General features: G+C 63.7%; 18 protein-coding genes. 10 read left to right on the forward strand and 8 right to left on the reverse strand.

The genetic code is table 11. The features are described from left to right. Positions 1-139: 139 nt before the first annotated feature. A complete protein-coding gene (gene ppsA, locus HHL08_RS09545) occupies positions 140-2,557 on the reverse strand; it encodes a phosphoenolpyruvate synthase (RefSeq protein ID WP_169572605.1) in 2,418 nt (805 codons plus the stop codon). Between the two features lie 140 nt (positions 2,558-2,697). On the opposite strand from ppsA, the gene HHL08_RS09550 reads away from it, so the two are divergent. From HHL08_RS09550 to HHL08_RS09565, 4 genes are all read left to right on the forward strand, one after another. After that, the gene (locus tag HHL08_RS09550) at positions 2,698-3,705 is read left to right on the forward strand and encodes a 2-hydroxyacid dehydrogenase (protein ID WP_169572674.1); all 1,008 of its coding nucleotides are present in this window, start codon (positions 2,698-2,700) and stop codon (positions 3,703-3,705) included. Positions 3,706-3,823: 118 nt separating this feature from the next. After that, entirely contained in the window at positions 3,824-4,156 is a 333-nt protein-coding gene (locus tag HHL08_RS09555) for a hypothetical protein (RefSeq protein ID WP_148564772.1), read from the forward strand. Between the two features lie 149 nt (positions 4,157-4,305). Further along, positions 4,306-5,220, forward strand: coding sequence for a class I fructose-bisphosphate aldolase (locus HHL08_RS09560; protein WP_048577531.1), 915 nt, complete (start codon positions 4,306-4,308; stop codon positions 5,218-5,220). 65 nt (positions 5,221-5,285) lie between these two features. Beyond that, positions 5,286-5,453, forward strand: coding sequence for a hypothetical protein (locus HHL08_RS09565; protein WP_169572607.1), 168 nt, complete (start codon positions 5,286-5,288; stop codon positions 5,451-5,453). A 152-nt stretch (positions 5,454-5,605) separates the two neighbouring features. On the opposite strand, the gene HHL08_RS09570 is transcribed toward HHL08_RS09565, so the two are convergent. Together HHL08_RS09570 and HHL08_RS09575 are read right to left on the reverse strand one after the other, a co-directional pair. Then, positions 5,606-6,022, reverse strand: a complete 417-nt coding sequence (locus tag HHL08_RS09570) for a CBS domain-containing protein (protein ID WP_043152282.1) — start codon at positions 6,020-6,022, stop codon at positions 5,606-5,608. Positions 6,023-6,083: 61 nt separating this feature from the next. Then, positions 6,084-7,082, reverse strand: a complete 999-nt coding sequence (locus HHL08_RS09575) for a 1-phosphofructokinase family hexose kinase (protein WP_048577529.1) — start codon at positions 7,080-7,082, stop codon at positions 6,084-6,086. A 207-nt stretch (positions 7,083-7,289) separates the two neighbouring features. Between HHL08_RS09575 and HHL08_RS09580 the strand changes: the two genes are divergently transcribed. From HHL08_RS09580 to HHL08_RS09590, 3 genes are all read left to right on the forward strand, one after another. Further along, entirely contained in the window at positions 7,290-8,432 is a 1,143-nt protein-coding gene (locus HHL08_RS09580; RefSeq protein ID WP_169572609.1) for a L,D-transpeptidase family protein, read from the forward strand. A gap of 122 nt (positions 8,433-8,554) precedes the next feature. Beyond that, positions 8,555-10,012 carry a CYTH and CHAD domain-containing protein gene (locus tag HHL08_RS09585; RefSeq protein WP_048577528.1) on the forward strand — a complete coding sequence of 486 codons (1,458 nt, stop codon included), beginning with the start codon at positions 8,555-8,557 and terminating at the stop codon, positions 10,010-10,012. Between the two features lie 130 nt (positions 10,013-10,142). Beyond that, complete coding sequence (locus HHL08_RS09590) at positions 10,143-10,595, forward strand: potassium channel family protein (RefSeq protein ID WP_048577527.1); 453 nt, start codon at positions 10,143-10,145, stop codon at positions 10,593-10,595. Between the two features lie 250 nt (positions 10,596-10,845). Here the strand turns inward: HHL08_RS09590 and HHL08_RS09595 are convergent, their stop codons facing one another. The 3 genes from HHL08_RS09595 to HHL08_RS09605 all read right to left on the reverse strand — a co-directional run bounded on the left by HHL08_RS09595 (position 10,846) and on the right by HHL08_RS09605 (position 12,364). Continuing rightward, positions 10,846-11,028 carry a hypothetical protein gene (locus HHL08_RS09595; protein ID WP_048577525.1) on the reverse strand — a complete coding sequence of 61 codons (183 nt, stop codon included), beginning with the start codon at positions 11,026-11,028 and terminating at the stop codon, positions 10,846-10,848. Between the two features lie 162 nt (positions 11,029-11,190). Continuing rightward, positions 11,191-11,949, reverse strand: a complete 759-nt coding sequence (locus tag HHL08_RS09600) for a Crp/Fnr family transcriptional regulator (protein ID WP_048577524.1) — start codon at positions 11,947-11,949, stop codon at positions 11,191-11,193. Next, entirely contained in the window at positions 11,906-12,364 is a 459-nt protein-coding gene (locus HHL08_RS09605) for a response regulator (RefSeq protein WP_328804629.1), read from the reverse strand. Before HHL08_RS09605 ends, HHL08_RS09600 begins: the two co-directional genes overlap by 44 nt. 512 nt (positions 12,365-12,876) lie before the next feature. Here HHL08_RS09605 and HHL08_RS09610 point away from each other — a divergent pair. After that, complete coding sequence (locus HHL08_RS09610) at positions 12,877-15,669, forward strand: cation-translocating P-type ATPase (protein WP_169572611.1); 2,793 nt, start codon at positions 12,877-12,879, stop codon at positions 15,667-15,669. On the opposite strand, the gene HHL08_RS09615 is transcribed toward HHL08_RS09610, so the two are convergent. Both HHL08_RS09615 and HHL08_RS09620 read right to left on the reverse strand, forming a co-directional pair. After that, on the reverse strand, positions 15,618-16,118 hold the full coding sequence (locus HHL08_RS09615; RefSeq protein WP_148564770.1) for a hypothetical protein: 501 nt from the start codon (positions 16,116-16,118) through the stop codon (positions 15,618-15,620). The genes HHL08_RS09610 and HHL08_RS09615 overlap by 52 nt on opposite strands. Further along, positions 16,096-16,395: a DUF5132 domain-containing protein gene (locus HHL08_RS09620; protein WP_043152238.1), complete on the reverse strand. Its 300-nt coding sequence runs from the start codon at positions 16,393-16,395 to the stop codon at positions 16,096-16,098. Before HHL08_RS09620 ends, HHL08_RS09615 begins: the two co-directional genes overlap by 23 nt. Before the next feature lie 561 nt (positions 16,396-16,956). Between HHL08_RS09620 and HHL08_RS09625 the strand changes: the two genes are divergently transcribed. Together HHL08_RS09625 and HHL08_RS09630 are read left to right on the forward strand one after the other, a co-directional pair. Then, the gene (locus tag HHL08_RS09625; RefSeq protein ID WP_235955005.1) at positions 16,957-17,535 is read left to right on the forward strand and encodes a hypothetical protein; all 579 of its coding nucleotides are present in this window, start codon (positions 16,957-16,959) and stop codon (positions 17,533-17,535) included. Between the two features lie 246 nt (positions 17,536-17,781). Continuing rightward, on the forward strand, positions 17,782-18,114 hold the full coding sequence (locus HHL08_RS09630) for an ArsR/SmtB family transcription factor (protein ID WP_169572613.1): 333 nt from the start codon (positions 17,782-17,784) through the stop codon (positions 18,112-18,114). Positions 18,115-18,119 lie beyond the last annotated feature (5 nt).

Here is an 18,119-nt window from a genome sequence, read left to right on the forward strand (position 1 = left end):
CTGGGCGGAGCGTCGCACCTGACAGACAACAGCGGCGCTGACCTTGGCGAATAACTGCGACCGGCGCCATCGCATCTGGTTTATCAAGGATACGGACATAAACGGAGATAGCCACGCGGGCGCAGGCGATTCATTCCGTTCACGCGGCCAGTACGGGAGCCGGCGTCGGCTCTGCACGAGGGGACTGTTCCGCCTGGCTGATATGGGCCATCGTCCGAACGAAGCTGTCGGGATTGAGCGAGATCGAATCGATGCACTCGTTCACCAGGAATGCCGCGAAATCGGGATAGTTGCTGGGCGCCTGGCCACAGATGCCGATCTTGATGCCGGCGGCATGCGCCTTTCGGATCGCTTCCGACACCATCCGCATTACGGCTTCGTCCCGCTCGTCGAACAGCGTCGCGAGCAGATCGGAATCGCGATCGACACCGAGCACAAGCTGGGTGAGATCATTCGACCCGATCGAGAAGCCGTCGAAGCGCTTGGCGAACTCTTCGGCGAGGATCACGTTCGAAGGGATCTCGCACATCATATAAACTTGGAGCCCGTTGTCCCCGCGGCGCAGGCCGTTCTCCGCCATCACCGCGAGCACCCGATCGGCTTCGGCCGGCGTGCGGCAGAAGGGGACCATGATGATCACATTGGTAAAGCCGAGCGTTTCGCGGACGTGCTTGAGTGCGCGACATTCAAGCGCGAAACCCTCGCGATAGCGCTCGTCATAATAGCGCGAGGCGCCGCGAAATCCGAGCATCGGATTTTCCTCCTCCGGCTCGAAGGCTCGACCACCCAGAAGGTGGGAATATTCGTTCGTCTTGAAATCGCTCAGCCGCACAATTGCCGGATACGGATGATAGGGGGCCGCCAGTTTGGCGATCCCGCGCGACAGGATTTCCACGAAATAGTCTGCCGGACTGGCATGCCCTCGAGTCAGCTCTCGGATCAGGCGGTTGTCCTCCGCGCTAACCCGCTCGGGATGGAGCAGGGCCATCGGATGCGCCTTGATCAGCGCGTTGATGATGAACTCCATGCGGGCAAGACCGACACCCTTGGCCGGGAGGCGCCACCACTGAAAGGCGGCGGCCGGATTGGCAATGTTGACCATCACGTCCGTCCTGGTCGTGGGAATGGCGCCCAGATCAATCTCTTCCCGGTCGAAAGCGAGAAGACCGTCATAGACGCTGCCGACATCGCCCTCCGCGCAGCAGAGCGTGATGGCCTTCTCCTGGCCGAGTACCGTCGTGGCGTTGCCGGTCCCCACGACTGCGGGAACGCCCAACTCGCGGCTGACGATCGCGGCATGGCTGGTGGCGCCGCCATGATCGGTGATGATGCCGGCCGCGCGCTTCATGATCGGCACCCAGTCGGGATCGGTCGTGCCGGTGACGAGGATCGCGCCGTCGCGAAACTGGCCGATGTCGGCGGCGTTGTGGATTACGCAGGCCTGCCCTGATGCGATCGCGCTGCCGATGGCGGCGCCGGTCACCAGCGGAGTGCCGCCCTTGGTCTTGAGCTGATAGCGCTGGAAGGACGAGCGGCTTAGCCCGGCCTGGACGGTTTCTGGACGTGCCTGGACGAGGTAGAGCAGGCCGGTCTCGCCATCCTTGGCCCATTCCATGTCCATCGGCCGGCCGTAATGGGCCTCGACGATGACGGCCCATCGACCGAGTTCGAGGATGTCGTCGTCATCGAGCACGAAGGCTTCGCGTTCGGCGGGGCTGGTCTCCACGATGCGGGTGCGCTTGCTGCCTCCTTCGGCATAGCGCATCTTCAAGGCCTTCTTGCCAAGACTTTTCTCGATGATGGGACGCGCGTTCGCCTGTTCGAGCAGCGGCTTGAAGACAAGATATTTGTCCGGGTCGACGCTGCCCTGCACAACCGTTTCGCCCAGACCCCAGGCGGCGCTGATCACCGCCACGTTAGGGAAGCCGCTTTCGGTGTCGATCGAGAACATCACGCCCGATCCGGCAAGATCGGATCGCACCATCTGTTGGACGCCGATCGATAGTGCGACATCGAAATGGTCAAACCCCTTGGTCTGGCGGTAGCTGATCGCCCGATCTGTGAAGAGTGATGCAAAACAGCGACGGCAAGCATCGAGCAGGGCGCGGTGGCCCCGCACGTTGAGGAAGGTCTCCTGCTGACCAGCGAAGCTGGCGTCCGGCAGATCCTCTGCCGTTGCGCTGCTGCGGACCGCCACGGCGAGATTGGGGGCGCCAGCCCTGGTCTTGAGTTCGTCATAGGCCGTCTGGATGGCGTCGGCGAGGGCAGGGGGAACCTCGCTGTCAAGGAACAGAGACCGGATCGCATGGCCGGCTTCCTGGAGCGTCGCCTTGCCTTCCTCGTAGGTGGCGAGCTGCGCCCGGATCGCGGCTTCTATTCTGTTGGCCGCAATGAAGCTCCGATAGGCGTCGGCGCTCGTGGCGAAGCCATTGGGAACACGCACGCCCTTGCCCGAAAGCGTGCGCACCATTTCACCGAGTGAAGCATTCTTGCCGCCTACCGACGCGATATCGCCGATCCCGATCTTGTCGAACCAAAGTATCGGGCTCTCGGTCATTGTCTGGTCCACCTCTGTAGAGATGGAGGACGATATGTTCGCCCATGGTGGCTTGTCTGTCGGGGATGATACGTAGTGGCCGACGCACTGAAATCCGGCATGTCGAGAGGACGGGCGCATGCTTTTCAGGGAGTCACATGATGCGGGTGGCCGTTTTCAGTACCAAGCCCTATGACCGGCAGTTCCTCGAGGTTGGCAACGCTGCGGCCGGCTTTCCGCACGATCTCGCTTTCCTGGAAGCGCGGCTCAGCGTCGAGACTGCGCCGCTTGCCGCCGGATCCGGCGCCGTCTGCGCCTTCGTGAATGATTGCCTTGATCGCCTGGTGCTGGAACGTCTTGCCGTGCTCGGGATTAAGCTCGTCGTGCTACGCAGCGCGGGATTCAACAATGTCGATCTTCTCGCCGCAGATGCGCTGAAACTCCCGGTAGCAAGGGTTCCGGCCTATTCGCCCCAAGCGATCGCGGAACATACGCTCGCCCTCATCCTGTCCCTCGACCGCAAGATCCACAAGGCCTATGCCCGAGTGCGCGAAGGCAATTTCTCGCTCGAAGGACTGCTGGGGTTCGATCTGAACGGGCGGAAGGTCGGCATCGTCGGAACCGGAAAAATCGGGGCAGTCGTAGCGCGCATTCTCAACGGTTTCGGTTGCCATATTCTCGCCTGTGACCCCACCGCGAACGCCGAAATTGTCGCCATGGGTGGCATTTATGTGGAGCTGGATGCGTTGCTGGCTGCATCCGACATCATCACGCTGCACTGTCCGCTCCTGCCGGAAACCCGGCATATCATCGATAGCCGCGCCGTCGCCCGGATGAAGCGCGGCGTCATGCTGATCAACACAAGCCGGGGCGGGGTCATCGATACGCAGGCGATGATCGATGGGTTGAAGACGGGTGTGATCGGCTATCTAGGGCTCGACGTCTACGAGGAGGAGGACGGGCTCTTCTTCGAGAACCTGTCGCAAGACGTGATCCAGGACGATATTTTCGCGCGCCTGCTGACATTCCCCAACGTTCTCGTCACCGGGCACCAGGGCTTCTTCACGGGCGAGGCTCTGACCGCGATTGCGGCGGCGACGATTGAGAACCTTTCCAGCTTCGAGGGGACAGGCGTCGCTGCGCACCAGATTGCGCCGGTTCGCAGCTGATATCGATCTGTCCCGCGACGCTCGCCGGACCCGTAACCTGCGCGATGTTCCGATCCGGTCAATTACGCATAGGCGCACAGCTGGCGAACGATCATCCTGCGTCCAACAACGGAGAAGCATGATGCGCACGATCCTGACAAGTATAGCGCTCCTCGCGCTCTGCGCCTGCGATGCGGCCGAAAAAATTGTAACAGAGCCGAGGGAAGTAGCCGGAAATGTGACCAATTATGTCGCAGAGGTCGTGGCTCTACCCGAACGTCAGCGGAATGCGGTCTTCTTCCGCGCGATCCGGGACGCGGGTCTGCCGTGCCAGAATGTGACCGGCGCCGAGCAGATCGCGACTGGCGAAAAGGCGCCGATGTGGCGCGCTCAATGCGAGGACGGCGTCGCGCACCTCATCCAGGTTCTGCCGGACGGGACCGCCAACGTCGTCAGCCGGGCGACCCCGTAGGTGACCGCGCCGTACGCAGATCACGAGAGCGCCAGGACGGACGCCGGCGGCCGGCGCTGGAGGGTGCGGTGATCACAGCCAGTGTCACGGATACGCAAGACGGCGACGACCTCCCCGAGCCGGATATTCAGTGTGAACACCCTGTGCGGATGCATATTTCCGACACGGTCCACAAGATCCTCGCGCGCTACGAAGGAGAACCGGCCGAGATCAAGCTGAACCTGGCGCGCATTCTCATGCATGGCCGGGTAGGAGGCAGCGGCCGTCTGATCATCCTTCCCGTCGACCAGGGGATCGAGCACGGCCCGGCGCGAAGCTTTGCCGCCAATCCAGCCGCCTACGATCCCCACTACCATTTTCGGCTCGCGATCGATGCGGGCCTGTCTGCCTTTGCAGCACCGGCCGGCATGCTCGCGGCCGGGGCTGACTCGTTCGCCGGACAGATCCCCACGATCCTCAAGCTGAACGCCGCCAACAGCCTCACGGTGATCAAGGATCAAGCGGTCGTCGCGACCGTGGACGACGCGGTGCGCCTCAACTGCGCCGCTGTAGGATTCACGCTCTACCCTGGTTCGGATGCCTTTATCGACCAGGCCGAGGAGTTGCGCATCGTGGGCCAGGAGGCCCGCGCCGCCGGCCTTCCATTGCTTGTCTGGTCCTATCCGCGTGGCGGGCTGATTTCCGAACAGGGCGAGACCGCGCTCGATATCATCGCCTATGCCGCACACATCGCTGTCGCGCTGGGCGCCCATATCGTGAAGGTGAAGCTGCCCAGCGAGCATATCGAACAGGACGCCTCCAGGCCTGCCTATGCCGACCGGCAATGGTCCGACCCGGTCGAGAGGATAAGGCACGTCGTCCAGGCCGCTTTTTCCGGGCGTCGCCTCGTGCTCTTCTCGGGAGGCGCGGCTAGGGACGCAGAGTCGCTGTATCGGGACGCCCGCGCGATACGTGATGGCGGCGGCAGCGGCTCGATCATCGGCCGCAACAGCTTCCAGCGGCCTCGCTCCGAGGCTCTGGCGATGCTGGACGAGGTCGTGCGAATCTATTCCGGCACAGGCTGATGGCGCCCGGCACTTCTGACCCCAATCCCGAGTTGCGGGCAAAGATCGAAATGAGGAGAAACAGCATGGCGACCCAGCCGGAATTCCCGCCGCCAGACACCATCGAACCCCAGTCGCCACCGGAGGCTCCGCCTGGGCCCGGTCCGGCGGAAGATCCTTTTTCCGAGCCGCCGGAGATCATTCCAGACGTTCCCGACCAGGATTATCCGGGCCGAGAGAACGACCCGGCGTAAAGGCATTTTTCGCGCCGGGCGGTAGCCGGCCGCGAGAGGTAACGGCATGATCTGCCGTTCAGCGTGTCAGCCCGAGGCCTGAGCACCGCGCCAAGAGGATCAAGGTTGGCACGGATGTACGCGGCAGGAATTTGCGAGCTGGAGGGCTTTGCTTATGCGACCAAGGCATGCAGCACGTCGGCACGGCTGATCAGGCCTACAACCCGACCGTCCGTCACTACAGGAAGCCGTTTGACAGCATGGCATTCCATGAGCTCGATCGCTTCCTCCATGGATGCATCGGATCCGATCGTGATCGGGTCGCGCGACATAATCTCGCCGACGGTCCGGGATTCTAGCGCGTTGATGCGCGCGTTGGCATCTGCGCCGAAGAGCGCGGTCAGCCGAGCCGGCCGCTCTTCACGCCGGAAGAAATCCCCCTCGGAGATAATGCCCTGGAGTTGCCCGCCCCGATCGACCACGGGCAGGGCGCTGATGTGGTGGTTGGCCATGGTTCGTATCGCCTGCGCAAGCGAAGCATCATGCGTGATCGTCGCCGCCCCGAGGCTCATAACATCGCTTGCTTTCATCTTCTCTCTCCGTCCGCTCGATCATTTGCCTGCCGTTGCAGCAAGGCAGGGCGCTTGTCTCTCACGCGCGCTGTGCCTCCGCTGCCCGGCTGCTATGCGCTGCCATATTGGTCGAAGCTTCCGCCAGCGTTTCGCCCGGATCGACAAGGACGTACAGCCGTTCCACCTCATCCCGATGGCAAAGATCAGTACCCGGCGTCAGGACGGCGGCGGCGCCTGCCGCGATTCCATATCGAAAGGCGTCCATCGGATCCCGGCCGCAAGCCAGCGCGAATGTCATTGCCGCCAGAAAGCTATCGCCGGCGCCGACTGCGCTCTTCGCTTCAACGGGCACTGCGGGCAGCCAGAGGACACCGGAGCGCTGCGCGAGGAGGCCGCCTTCATGGCCCATGGTCACAGCCACATATTGGGCCTGGTCCTTGTGGACGATGTCCGACGCTGCCGTCGCGATGTCGCTGCGATCTGCCAGTGAACGGCCTACAAGCTGCTGAAGCTCGCCAAGACTGGGCTTGACCAGCAATATGCCGCCGGCGGCGAGGCCCTGCTGGAGTGCGGCCCCCGAACTGTCTAGAATGAACTCGATCCCGCGAGCCCGCGTCTTCGTCTGCAGGCGGCTGTAGAAATCGTCGGGCACGCCCGGCGGCAGCGATCCGCTCGCGACGAGATAATCACATTCGATACCGTCGAGATGGTCAAGGCATGCTTGCCATTCCTGCTCGGTGACGACGGGGCCGCGCGGCACGAACCGGAATTCCTTGCCTGTTTCCCGCTCATAGACCGCCGTGCTTATGCGGGTGTTGCCTTGGATCGGGATGCGGGAGCGAACCATCTGGTGAAGATCGAGAAGACTATCGAGCGTAGCGCCGGTGGCGCCGCCCGCGAGATAGTGCGCGCGCGCGGTGCCACCCAGCCGGGCGATGACACGCGCCACATTGATGCCGCCGCCGCCCGGGTCATAATGTTCCTGGCGGGCCCGGATCTTGTGAGTGTGAAAGACGCGGTCCGCCTCATAGGCCACATCTATGGCCGGGTTCATCGTAAGGGTCGCAATTCTCTTCATGTCCGGGAGGTTATCATCGCGAGCCTTGACGTCGGAATAAGTATATGTCCCGAGATGCTCCGCAGTTCGGCTCGCTTGACTGCCATGGCCACCGCGACGGCTCTGTCACCGCCATACCCCTGTGCAGCTATCGAGTGGGCTTCGGTGCGGACACGGCTCCGTATTGTTCCCTATGTTGTCACGCCCCGGCTTTCGACAGGAAAAGCCATGAAGAAATTCCTGCTTCTCGCCTTTGCCTGCTTCCTGCCCGCGGCATCCGTCCCCAACCCGCCGCATTGGCACAAGGCGCAGGCCGAACGCCTCGTCGAATGGCTCGACGCAGCTGCCGACGACGGCCTCGCGCCCGTCAGCAAGGAAGCGCACGTGGTCCGCGCGGCGATTGCGGCCGGTGAAGAGGTGCGCCTTGATACGGTGGCGACGGCGGCAGCGATCCGGCTGTTGCAGGCTCACCGGACGGGTTGCTGCAATGCGTCCCTGCGCACCGGTTGGCGCATCGCGGGGGAGCCGCTTGGGGCCGAACCGGCTGCTGCGGTGGCGGCGTCGTTGGCGCGAGACGACCTCGACCGGCTGTTCGGCACGGCGCGCCCCTCGCATCCCTTTTATTATTCGCTTCGCAAAGCCTATTCGCACGAGCAGGATCCTGCGCGGCGCGCGACAATCGCCGCCAATCTCGATCGTTGGCGCTGGATGCCGCGCGTGCTCGGAGCCCGCTACCTGCTGGTTAACACCGCGGCCTTCGAAGCGACGCTGTGGGACGGCCGGAAGCAAATCGGCCGCTGGGCGGTAATCGTCGGCAAGACCGGCTCGCCGACACCGGTATTCGCCGCAACAGTGACAGGTGTGACGTTCAACCCCTGGTGGGAGATTCCGTCGAGCATCGTCGCGGAAAGCGTCGGCGCTTTGGTGCGCAACCGTCCTGCCGAGGCGGCGCGCAAGGGCTATGTCGTGCAGGGTGGCCGGTATCGACAGCGCCCGGGCGCAACCAATGCACTCGGGCGGATGAAACTCGTCATGCCCAATCCTTACAGCGTTTATCTTCACGACACACCGAGCAAGGGCCTGTTCGAGCAGGATGTACGCGCCTTCAGCCATGGCTGCGTCCGGGTCGGGGACGCGCTCGGCCTCGCCACGGCGCTTCTTGCGACCGAGCCGGGCTGGGACCGGGCGCGCACGGATGCCATGGTCGCGGCAGGGCGGACGGCTACCGTACCGATGGCTGCTCCGGTTCCCGTCTATGTCGCCTATTTCACGGCCGAACCGGACGGCGAAGGCGGTATCCGCTATTTTCCCGACGTTTACCATCGGGACCGCGGCATGCCGGTGCCGGGCGAGGAGAATTGTCCCCGATGACCTTTGCAAATTGCGGTGCCCAGCGGGAACATCGACCACGCCCATCGGCCGAATCTGCGCGAGGCGGCCTAGCGTTCAGACGGCTCCTAGATGACATCACGAAACGGTGAGAGAAGGCATGCATGGCGGACGAAATCGAACTGAAGCTCGAACTGACGCCGGACGCCGCCGATGCGTTCGAAGCTTCCGCTTTGCTGCCGGCCAATCCTGAAAAGATCGAGCAAGGGTCGGTCTATTTCGACACTCCGGATCATGCTCTGGCGAAGAAGGGGTTTTCGCTTCGCATCCGCCGTTCGGGCAGGAAGCGCACGCAGACCGTGAAGGCGGATGGCGCCAGTGCCGCGGGCCTGTTCGTGCGCTCCGAATGGGAACGCGCCGTCAAGGACGACAAGCCAATCCTCGATGATACGACGCCGGTCCGGGCCATGATCGGCGGCGCGGTCGATAGCGTCGGTTCGGTCTTCGAGGTGCGGATCGCGCGGCGCACGTGGATACTGAGGCAGGAGGGCGCGACGATTGAAGTGGTTCTGGACCGCGGCGAGGCGGCGGCGGGGGACCGAACATCGCCGATCTGCGAGATCGAGCTGGAGTTGAAGGCCGGCGATCCGGCCGCATTGTTCACGCTTGCCCGGCGCATCGATGCGGTCGCGCCCGTCCGGCTCAGTGTACAGACCAAGGCCGAGCGGGGCTACCGGCTCACCGGACCGGTCACGACGATGGTCAAGGCCGAGCCGATAGCGCTAACCAGCGACATGACGGCGGCCCAGGCGTTCCAGCATATTGTCCAGAGCTGCGTGCGGCAGTTCCGGCTGAACGAGACGCTGCTGCTGACGGGCGGGGACACCGAGGCGCTGCATCAGGCGCGCGTGGCGTTGCGCCGCCTGCGATCAAGCTTCTCAATCTTCAAGCCGCTGATCGGCGGAGACATGAAAGTGAAGCTGGGCGAGGAGCTGCGGTGGGTCGCTTCGAAGCTTGGCGACGCCCGCAACCTTGATGTGTTGCTCGAAAGCGCCCGATCGGGTCCACTATACGATCGCATCGAGGCGGCGCGCCAAGCGGCCTATGGCGAGGTCGCGGATGCATTGGCGTCATCGCGCGCGCGGAAGCTGATGCTCGATCTTGCGGAGTGGACTGTGAACGGCGACTGGCTACATGTGTCCGCCACCGAGGCGGATCGCCATCAGCCGGCGCGAGAATTCGCGGTCGCCGCGCTCGGCCGCTTTCGCCGCAAAGTGAAGAAGGGGGGAGGTGATCTCGCTCATGCGGCCGATGCCGCCCGGCACCGGGTCCGCAAGAACGTCAAGAAATTGCGCTATGGGGCCGAGTTCTTCGCCACCTTGTTCGAGCGCAAGCACGAGAGGCGGCGGTACGAGCGATTCCTCGTGGCGCTGGAAGAGCTTCAGGACCAGCTCGGTCTGCTCAACGACCTGGCGACGGCGCCGCGCCTGCTGGAAACGCTAGGAATCGCTGACGATCACGATGCGTCAATGTTGTTGGTCAACGCCCGGAAGAAGGCGCTGTTGAAGGCTGCGGCGGTCGCGCATGACGCGCTGATCGACACGAAGCGGTTCTGGCGATGACCGATAGTTCCGGCTCTCATCGCTGGCGTAGAAACGGATGCCGGTGCAAGCCCGGCTTACGCCGACCAACGTGCCTCCATCGAATGGATTGTCGTGGGCGGGACGGGCCGTCCATGCCAATCCGACTGCCATGACATTGTCCACGCAACTGGGTATCGCAACAGCGGTCGTCGCCCTGACGGTGCTGGTGCACCTCGTGGGGCTTGGGGCCTTGCTTGCAATTCTGCGCCGACACCGTCACGCATCGAGCCGAATGCTGGCGGCGATGTTCAACACAGCGGCGATCCTTTTAGCGGCGTTCGGCCTCTTTGCGCTGCATTCGGTCGAGATCTGGATCTGGGCGGGCGTATACCGGTGGCTCAACGCTTTTCCTGATTTCGAGCAGGCGCTTTACTTCTCCACCTCGACCTATGTGACAATAGGCTACGGAGATCTGGTTCTTCCCCCGGGCAGTCGCATCTTGGGCGCGATCGAGGGCGCCAGCGGAATAATTCTGATCGGCTGGTCCACCGCCTTCTTCTTTTCCATCGTTGATCGTTTGAAGCTGCTTGAACGAGGGTTCGAGCATGATCGGGCAGAATAGCCTTGGACAGTCATTCGTGGCCGCGCCTGATCGAAAGGACGCAAAGTCGGCGCTCATCATCATCATGGCGCCAGCGGGCCGTCATGCTTCCCGCCCGATCCGCATCCAGAACGTCACCCAGACTGGATCGCGACCGGTTCCGGAAAATCTTCATTGACGCCGAAATGGACCGCGTCGAAGCGATGAACATCGTCAGGCTCGGCGCTGCTATCTCCCAGACGTTGGGCATTGCGCGTTGCCCTTTTTGCAGTCACCCATCTTTCTCAAGCGACCGCAGCTTCTCTTCCTCATCGCGAAGAAGTTTGCGGATCTCATCATGCCTGTCGAGATGGGTGGCATTATGGAGAAGGGACTGGAAGCGCAGGATATTTTGGTTGTGCGCCCAGGATTGCTTCTCGAAGTCGCTCCGACCGTTCCCGCCCTCACGCGCCATTTGTAACGCTCCCGCTAGCGACCTGCCTACGGGTGAGCGGAGCGCCGCTGGCGGCTATCCTATCGACTCAGCGTGTCGGAGTGCACAGAGTGATGACCGTTCGCGCACGCGTCTGTTCGATGTCGAACATAGCATGAGCGTGTCCGAACCTTTCCCGAAAAATCAGCCGCTCGGCTGCGTTTCCGGACCGAACAATCGATTCATCTCTGCGGTGGTCTCGGCGTAGCATTCGCATGAGGTCTCCTCGAGACCCGCCCGGTCGACGATCGTAATGATCCCACGCACATAGTCGATGTATCCCGCCCTATGGAGCACCTTGGCGGTCAGCGAGACGCTGGAGCGGGTTGTTCCAAGCATCGTCGCGAGGAACTCGTGCGTGAGCGGAAAGCTGTCGGCAAGCGCGCTGTCATGGCTCGTCAGCAGCCAACGACAGCAGCGCTCCTCGAGCGTATGCAGTCGGTTACAAGCCGCAGTCTGTGCGAGCTGGCCAAAGGCGAAGCGCCAGTACCGCTCCATCATCCGCCTCAGATCGCGATCCCGCTCGAGCTCGCGCGAAAGGAAAGTTCGGCTGATCTTGAGCGCGCTGCCCGGCACCTGCACCATCGTCTCGGTGATCGCCACATCGACGCCGAACAGCGCATTGGAATCGGTGATGCCCTCGAGACCGATCGCGCCCACTTCGACGGAGCGGCCGTCGCGCATCACCTTAACCATCGAGATGATGCCCCGGTTTACGAAATAGAGATGCTGGATCAACCCATTAACATGATCGATGACGGCCCCCGACTCCGTCCGAATAAGCTCCATCTCGGGTGTCAGCCGTGCGAGCGTTGCCGGAGGCAGCGAGAGCAAAAGGCGGTTGGTGATTGGCTCCCTTTCACTGACCATCGTGACGCGCTCCGCCTGACTGACGGTGCGCATGCAAGAGACGGTCGATAGTGTCACCGACGGCTCCTTCGCGGAACGGCTTCTCGATCACCGCCCCAAAGCCGAGGCTGGCAGCTCGCTCCTGAAGGCCTAGGGCGGCGTAGGCGGTAATCAGTATGGCGGGTCCATTCCAATCCCGCGAACGCAGGCGCGACAAAATCTCGAAGCCGTCGAGTTCGTCGAGCCGATAGTCTGCCACCAGGCAGGCAGCGCTTGTGCAAAACGGATCGTCGAGCAGCGTCTTTCCGGTCGCGTGCGCCCTGACGTCATAGCCCCGCGCCTGCAAGGCCAGCTGAAGCGATCGCCTGACCGCGGGATCGTCCTCTGCAAGCAGGATCTTCGGCTGTCCTGAATCCGAAACAGTGTTTCGGTATGTCATGTCGTTCCGTTCGGAGAGGAGATATTGCATCGCTCCCGATACCGGGCACTACTGCGCGGTGCGTTACGTAAAGCCCCGGATGGGGCGTCATCAGTCCCGCGCACCACTTCGGAGAGGCGCAAGACGCTCAGTTCGTGATGGCCCGCGACCGCCTCGCTTGTGTCGGAATTTGTGCCGCGGTCACGTCCCCGGGGATGTGACCGCGGCGATCTGCTCACGCCACTCTGCCGCGCGGTGCCGGGGGCTGCGGACCAGTGAACTCTGGCTCGCAAAGCGACGACGTTGAGGGAACATACCAATCTGCTGCGGTCTCTCGATGATGTAACGCCTGCGGACATATGATTGGTCATGCTTCCCGGGCAGCGTCCGGAAGAATGAAAGGATCGCGAATACCAGTGGCGATTTCGATACATCATCACATTCCGGGTCGAACGCGATTGCGGTTTTCTCCATGGCCTGCCGATGACGCGTTACGGCGTTTCCGAAGCAGATTGGTGGCTCGCGGTTGCCGTGTAGGGGAGGGCAATGCCTTCTTGGGCAGCATGCTTGTCGAACATGATCCCGCAGTGACCATTGCCGCCATCGTCTCCTGGTTGGAGGAATCGGCGCCGATCGAGGCGGCCGCCGAGCCAGATGACCGGCTTTCCCGCTCCGGTCCGCGGCGACCGAGGCTTTTGGACGAACCGCCACTGGAGAGTGACGCCATTTTCCGTTCGCGGGGTGAGGATATCCTCGAGCTGTTGCGTAGCGGGGCGGACGGTCTTTCTGCGAACGAGGCGCGCCGCCGGCTCGCCGTCTACGGGCCGAACCAGACTCCGCCGCCGCTCGGCCGCTCGCAGCGGGATATGGTCGCGGCGCAGTTCACGGGCTTGCCGGTGGCGCTGCTGTTCGGATCGGCGGTTCTTTCCTTCGCCACCGGTGGCCTGCTGGACGCCGCTTTGACGATCGGCGTCGTACTCGCCAACGCCGCCATCGGCTTCTCTTCGGAAAATGCCACGGAGCGCCTTATCCGCCGCCTGTCGCGGCCGACGGAGCATATGGCGGAGGTCCAGCGTGACGGCAATCGCCTTACGGTGCTCGCCGCGACGATCGTGCCCGGCGATATCCTCGTCCTCGCGCCGGGCCAGTTCGTGCCCGCCGATGCCCGAATTCTCGAATGCGGGGATCTGACGGTGGATGAATCGACGCTGACGGGCGAGAGCCTGCCAGTTCGAAAGCACGCCAAGGTGCTGGACCAGGCGCCGGCCGGAGTCGCCGACCGGCACAATATCGTCCACGATGGAACGATCGTCAGCGGTGGAGACGGGCGCGCAGTCGTCTTTCGTACAGGCAGCGGCACGGAGGCCGCACGAACCCGCGCCTTGATCGATCTGGCGCGTCCGCCCCGACCCGTCATCGAGGAGGAGCTTTCGTCCCTCAGCGGCCGTCTCGCATTGCTCTGCGTCGGCGCATCGAGCGTTGTGTTCCTGGTCGGGCTGCTGCGCGGCGAGCCACTGCTGGCCATGGCGCGAAGCGCGGTCGCGCTCGCCGTCGCTGCCATTCCCGAGGGTCTTCCGGCCATCGCGACCACGACACTTGCGCTGGGCGCAAGGGCGATGGAGCGCGAGCAGGCTTTTGTTCGGGCGCTGCCCGCGGTCGAGGCCCTGGGCACCATCGACACCATCTGCCTCGACAAGACGGGAACCTTGACCGAGAACAGGATGGCGGTCGTGGCGGTCGCCATCGGAGAAGAGGTTCGGCGGACTTCGGCGGACGGACATGGCCATGGCTCGGACACAGATTTGCTGCGCGCCATCGCCGAGGCCGTGGCGCTGTGCAATGAGGCAAATCTGGCTATGCAGACGGGATCCTCCACCGAGCTGGCGCTTCTTCGCTTTTCCAGCGACGTCGGCATCGACCCCGATGCCGTCCAACAACAGTCGCCGATAGTGGGCCTCCAGAGCCGGGATCAGGCGCATCGATGGATGGCGACAGCGCATCGCCGCAACGGCGCGGATTATGTCGCGGTCAAGGGCGCGCCGGACGAATTGCTCGCGCTTGCCGCCCACGAACTGACGGAGGATGGGCTTCGGCCGCTCGACGAGGAACGGCGTCACCGGATCCTTGCCACCAATGAGACGCTCGCCCGGGAAGGCTTGCGGGTGCTCGGCGTTGCGAGGAAGGAAGGTGATCTTCGCGACGGATTGCCGGACGACCTCGTCTGGCTGGGCCTCGTGGCGCTCGCTGACCCTGTCCGCGCGGAGGCGCAGGAAGCGGTCGAGATCTTTCACCGCGCCGGCATTCGAACGATCATTATCACCGGAGACCAGCCGGCCACCGCGCTTTCGGTCGCCGAAGCGGTCGCCGTGTCACGGACCGGCATCATCCCCGTCGTGGACGGCGCGAACCTTGCGGATCTCGACGATCAGGCGCTTGGCGCTTTGGCGCTCCGGACGTCGGTCTTCGCCCGTATCAGCCCTGGTGACAAGCTGCGCATCGTCCGCGCGCTTCAGGGCGCGGGCCGGCGCGTGGCGATGATCGGGGATGGCGTCAACGACGGTCCCGCGCTCAGGGCTGCTGCGGTAGGCGTCGCCATGGGAAGGCAGGGAACCGATGTCGCGCGCGAGGTGGCGGACATCGTGATCGCCGACGATGATTTACGGGCGTTGGCACGGGCGATCGCCCGCGGGCGCGCGACCGATGACAGCATCGGCGCGGCCACCCGCTATTTCCTGTCGACGAACCTGTCGGAGGTGCTCCTCATGCTCGGCGAAACCCTGCATGGCCGGGGCGGGCTCGAAACGCCGATGGAGTTGTTCTGGCTCAATCTGGTGACGGACATCATGCCAGGTCTGGGGCTGGCGATGGCCGAGCCGCGAGGCGACGTGATGACACGCCCCCCGCGCACTGCGGATGCGCCGCTGTTCGGCCACGACGAGCTTCGGGATCTTGGATTCGACGGCGCGCACCTCGCTGCGTCGGCGTTGACCGCCCATCTCATCCTGTTGGCGCGCAAGGGCGCCGGACCACAGGCACGCGCGGCGACCTTCATAACATTGTCGCTGGCGCAGTTTGCCCACGCCTGGGGGCTGCGTGACCGGACGCCCGGATCGGTCGCAGGTCGAGTGGTATCGGAGACACGGCTTGGCGGCGCATTGGCAGCGGCTTGCGGACTGCTTGCCGCGCCTTTCCTGATCCGGCCACTGCGAACGCTGCTCGGGCTGGGTGTGCCGAGTCCGGGCGACTTGGCGCTCTCCGCCGGGCTGGCGGCGACCTCTTTCGGCATCGGCGAACTGCGACGGACTCAGCGAATGAACGTTCGCAGTGGCCGGGCCATCGTCAGGGTGGCGGCCTGACCGAGGAGGGTCAGCGCCGGTCCGGCAACCCTGCCTCTTGCGAGCTGGATCACACCCCCGGCCACAAGCCCCGCGAAAGCCAGGCTCCACAGATCCGCACGGCCGTCCGTCAGGCGCGCTATCGCTCCGTCGACCGTACCAAGCTGCCGTGCGGCGGCGCCCATCGGATCAATCGGCTGAAGATGCGTGATGGACGAAGCAAACTGGATGCCTTCCCTGGCGATCGACTCCCGCAACTCATCAAAATCGCCTCGGTGTCTGATAACGATGCTGCCGCTTGTCGGCCTGATCTCGGCGGAGTCTATGCCCGGAATCGCGGCCAATGCCGTAGCAAGCGACTCAAGCCGCTCGCGGTGGGGCAGGGGACGATCGAGCACGATCCGGACGCGTCCGGGCATACGGTGCTTGAGATGACCTCGCGTCGTTTCAGCTTTTGGACTGCGATCCATCGACGGCGTCCTTCTCCTGGCTGGCTGCTCCTTGCGTGGCCGCGGTTGCGGAAGCGGCCTCTGGCGCGGGTGTTTGCTTCATCTCATGGGCGACCTCGGCGACCAGATCCTCGACATCTTCAGCGAAACGCGCGGCCGCGCCGCGAACTGCTGCATAGCCGGCAAGACCGGCCCGCAGCGCCCGTTTGGCCGCAGGCCTCGTCGTTTCCCACGGGATCGACGCCACCAGGGCGCCACCCGCTCCGACCACCATTCCCCAGAAGAAGCTGCCGCGCATGATCGTTCCCGTATTTTCCTGCCGCCATGGCAAATCGAGCCGTGCCTTTCGCTCGGCTTGAGCCGACTCTGCACGAGCCATATGAAAATCTGTGGCTGATCCGAGCCTGCCTCATGCTCTTAACCGGACGAATTCGTATACATACGTAGGTCCCGGCGATCACCGTCCCTCATAGTCCTTCCACTGGAAGCGAAGCGACAATCTTGTCGCAGCGGTCGTCCTTCGGCCAGAAGCCCAGGTGCCGACGCGGAAGGTTCCTTGCCGCGGTGGAAGCGCTTGGGGACCGGCAGCATGCCCAACGATTTGGTCAACCGTACCGCACATATAGGAGGAACTCGGAATAGCCGATGATCCCGATGCAGCAAAGCCGGTGGCCAGCCGCGGCAGGAAGGCGCTGCCGAGGGCTTCATCCAACGCCACATGACGTCCTGTACGAAGCAGTTCTGGCAAGGACCGATGGCCCGGTCCTCATCGTGGGCAGAAATCTCCCATCGCTTGGGACTTAGGGGAATTCCTTACAGAGGGACCTGCCTGACGCATCTAAAACCCTATATTTCGGATATGACGGTCTTGCCCACTTACAGCCCACGCAAGTCGACGGCAGCCGCCGGGGTTCCGCTCTGCGCCCTGCTGATCGCTTCGCTTCTGCTGGCCGGCTGCATTCCCCATAGCCCGCCGCCCAAGACCGGCGCAGCCGCGCCACCCGTCGCGCAGCCGGAAAGCAAGGTAGACCAGACGGGCAGGAGGGCGGGCGAGATCGTGACCCAGCCGGTTCGCGACGTCGGTGTGGCCGCGACCAATATTCCGCCGGTGTTGGAAAGAGCGAGCGAGAACCCCTACAACCTCGACGGCCTTAGAGCCTGCACCGAACTGGCCCGTGCGGTAACCGAACTGAGCGCGGTGCTTGGACCGGACTTCATTGTCGGTGCGAAACAGCAAGAGAACAGCGCCGGAAAATTTGCAGAGGCCGGCGGCCAGATGGTGGTGAACTCGCTCATTCCCTTCCGGGGACTGGTGCGGGAGGCGACCGGCGCGGCGCCGGCGCAGCGTCGCCTCAACACCGCGATCGATGCGGGTTTTGCGCGACGGGGCTTCCTGCGCGGCATCCACCAGGCAAGAGGCTGCCGTCCGCCGCTCTGAGGCGCCGGGAACGCGTCCTCAAGAGGCTGGACGTCGCGGCGACCGATCCTAAAGAAGGTCTCCTTCGAGACGGTTGCGGACGACCGTACCGTCGGGAAGGCCGCTGCCGAAGAGATTCGCGCCGCTTGAGCGACCCGAGCGGCTCTCCCGGCGGGGCCGCGATCCGGCTGGGGATGTTGGAAAAGCATGTAAATCGCTGTGAATGTCGTCGTTGATCATTATCCATATGTCCGTTAGTGTAGATATATGGATAATGATTCAGCCATCGCCGCCTTGGGCGCTCTCGCGCAGGGTACCCGCCTTGACGCCTTCCGGCTTCTGGTCCGGCACGAGCCCGATGGGCTCGCTGTCGGCGAGATCGCCAAGGCGCTGGGCGTTCCCCAGAACACCATGTCGGTTCACCTGGCCACGCTCTCACGAGCCGGATTGATCCGATCCGAGCGGCGCAGCCGGGTCGTCAACTTTCGCGTCGAGCTGGACCAGCTGAAGACGCTGACCCTGTTTCTCGTGAAGGATTGCTGTGGCGGCAACGCGGCGCTGTGCGCGCCGCTGATCGCCGAACTCGCCCCCTGCTGCTGATGGAG

The organism is Sphingobium psychrophilum, from assembly GCF_012927105.1.
Lineage (GTDB): Bacteria > Pseudomonadota > Alphaproteobacteria > Sphingomonadales > Sphingomonadaceae > Sphingobium > Sphingobium psychrophilum.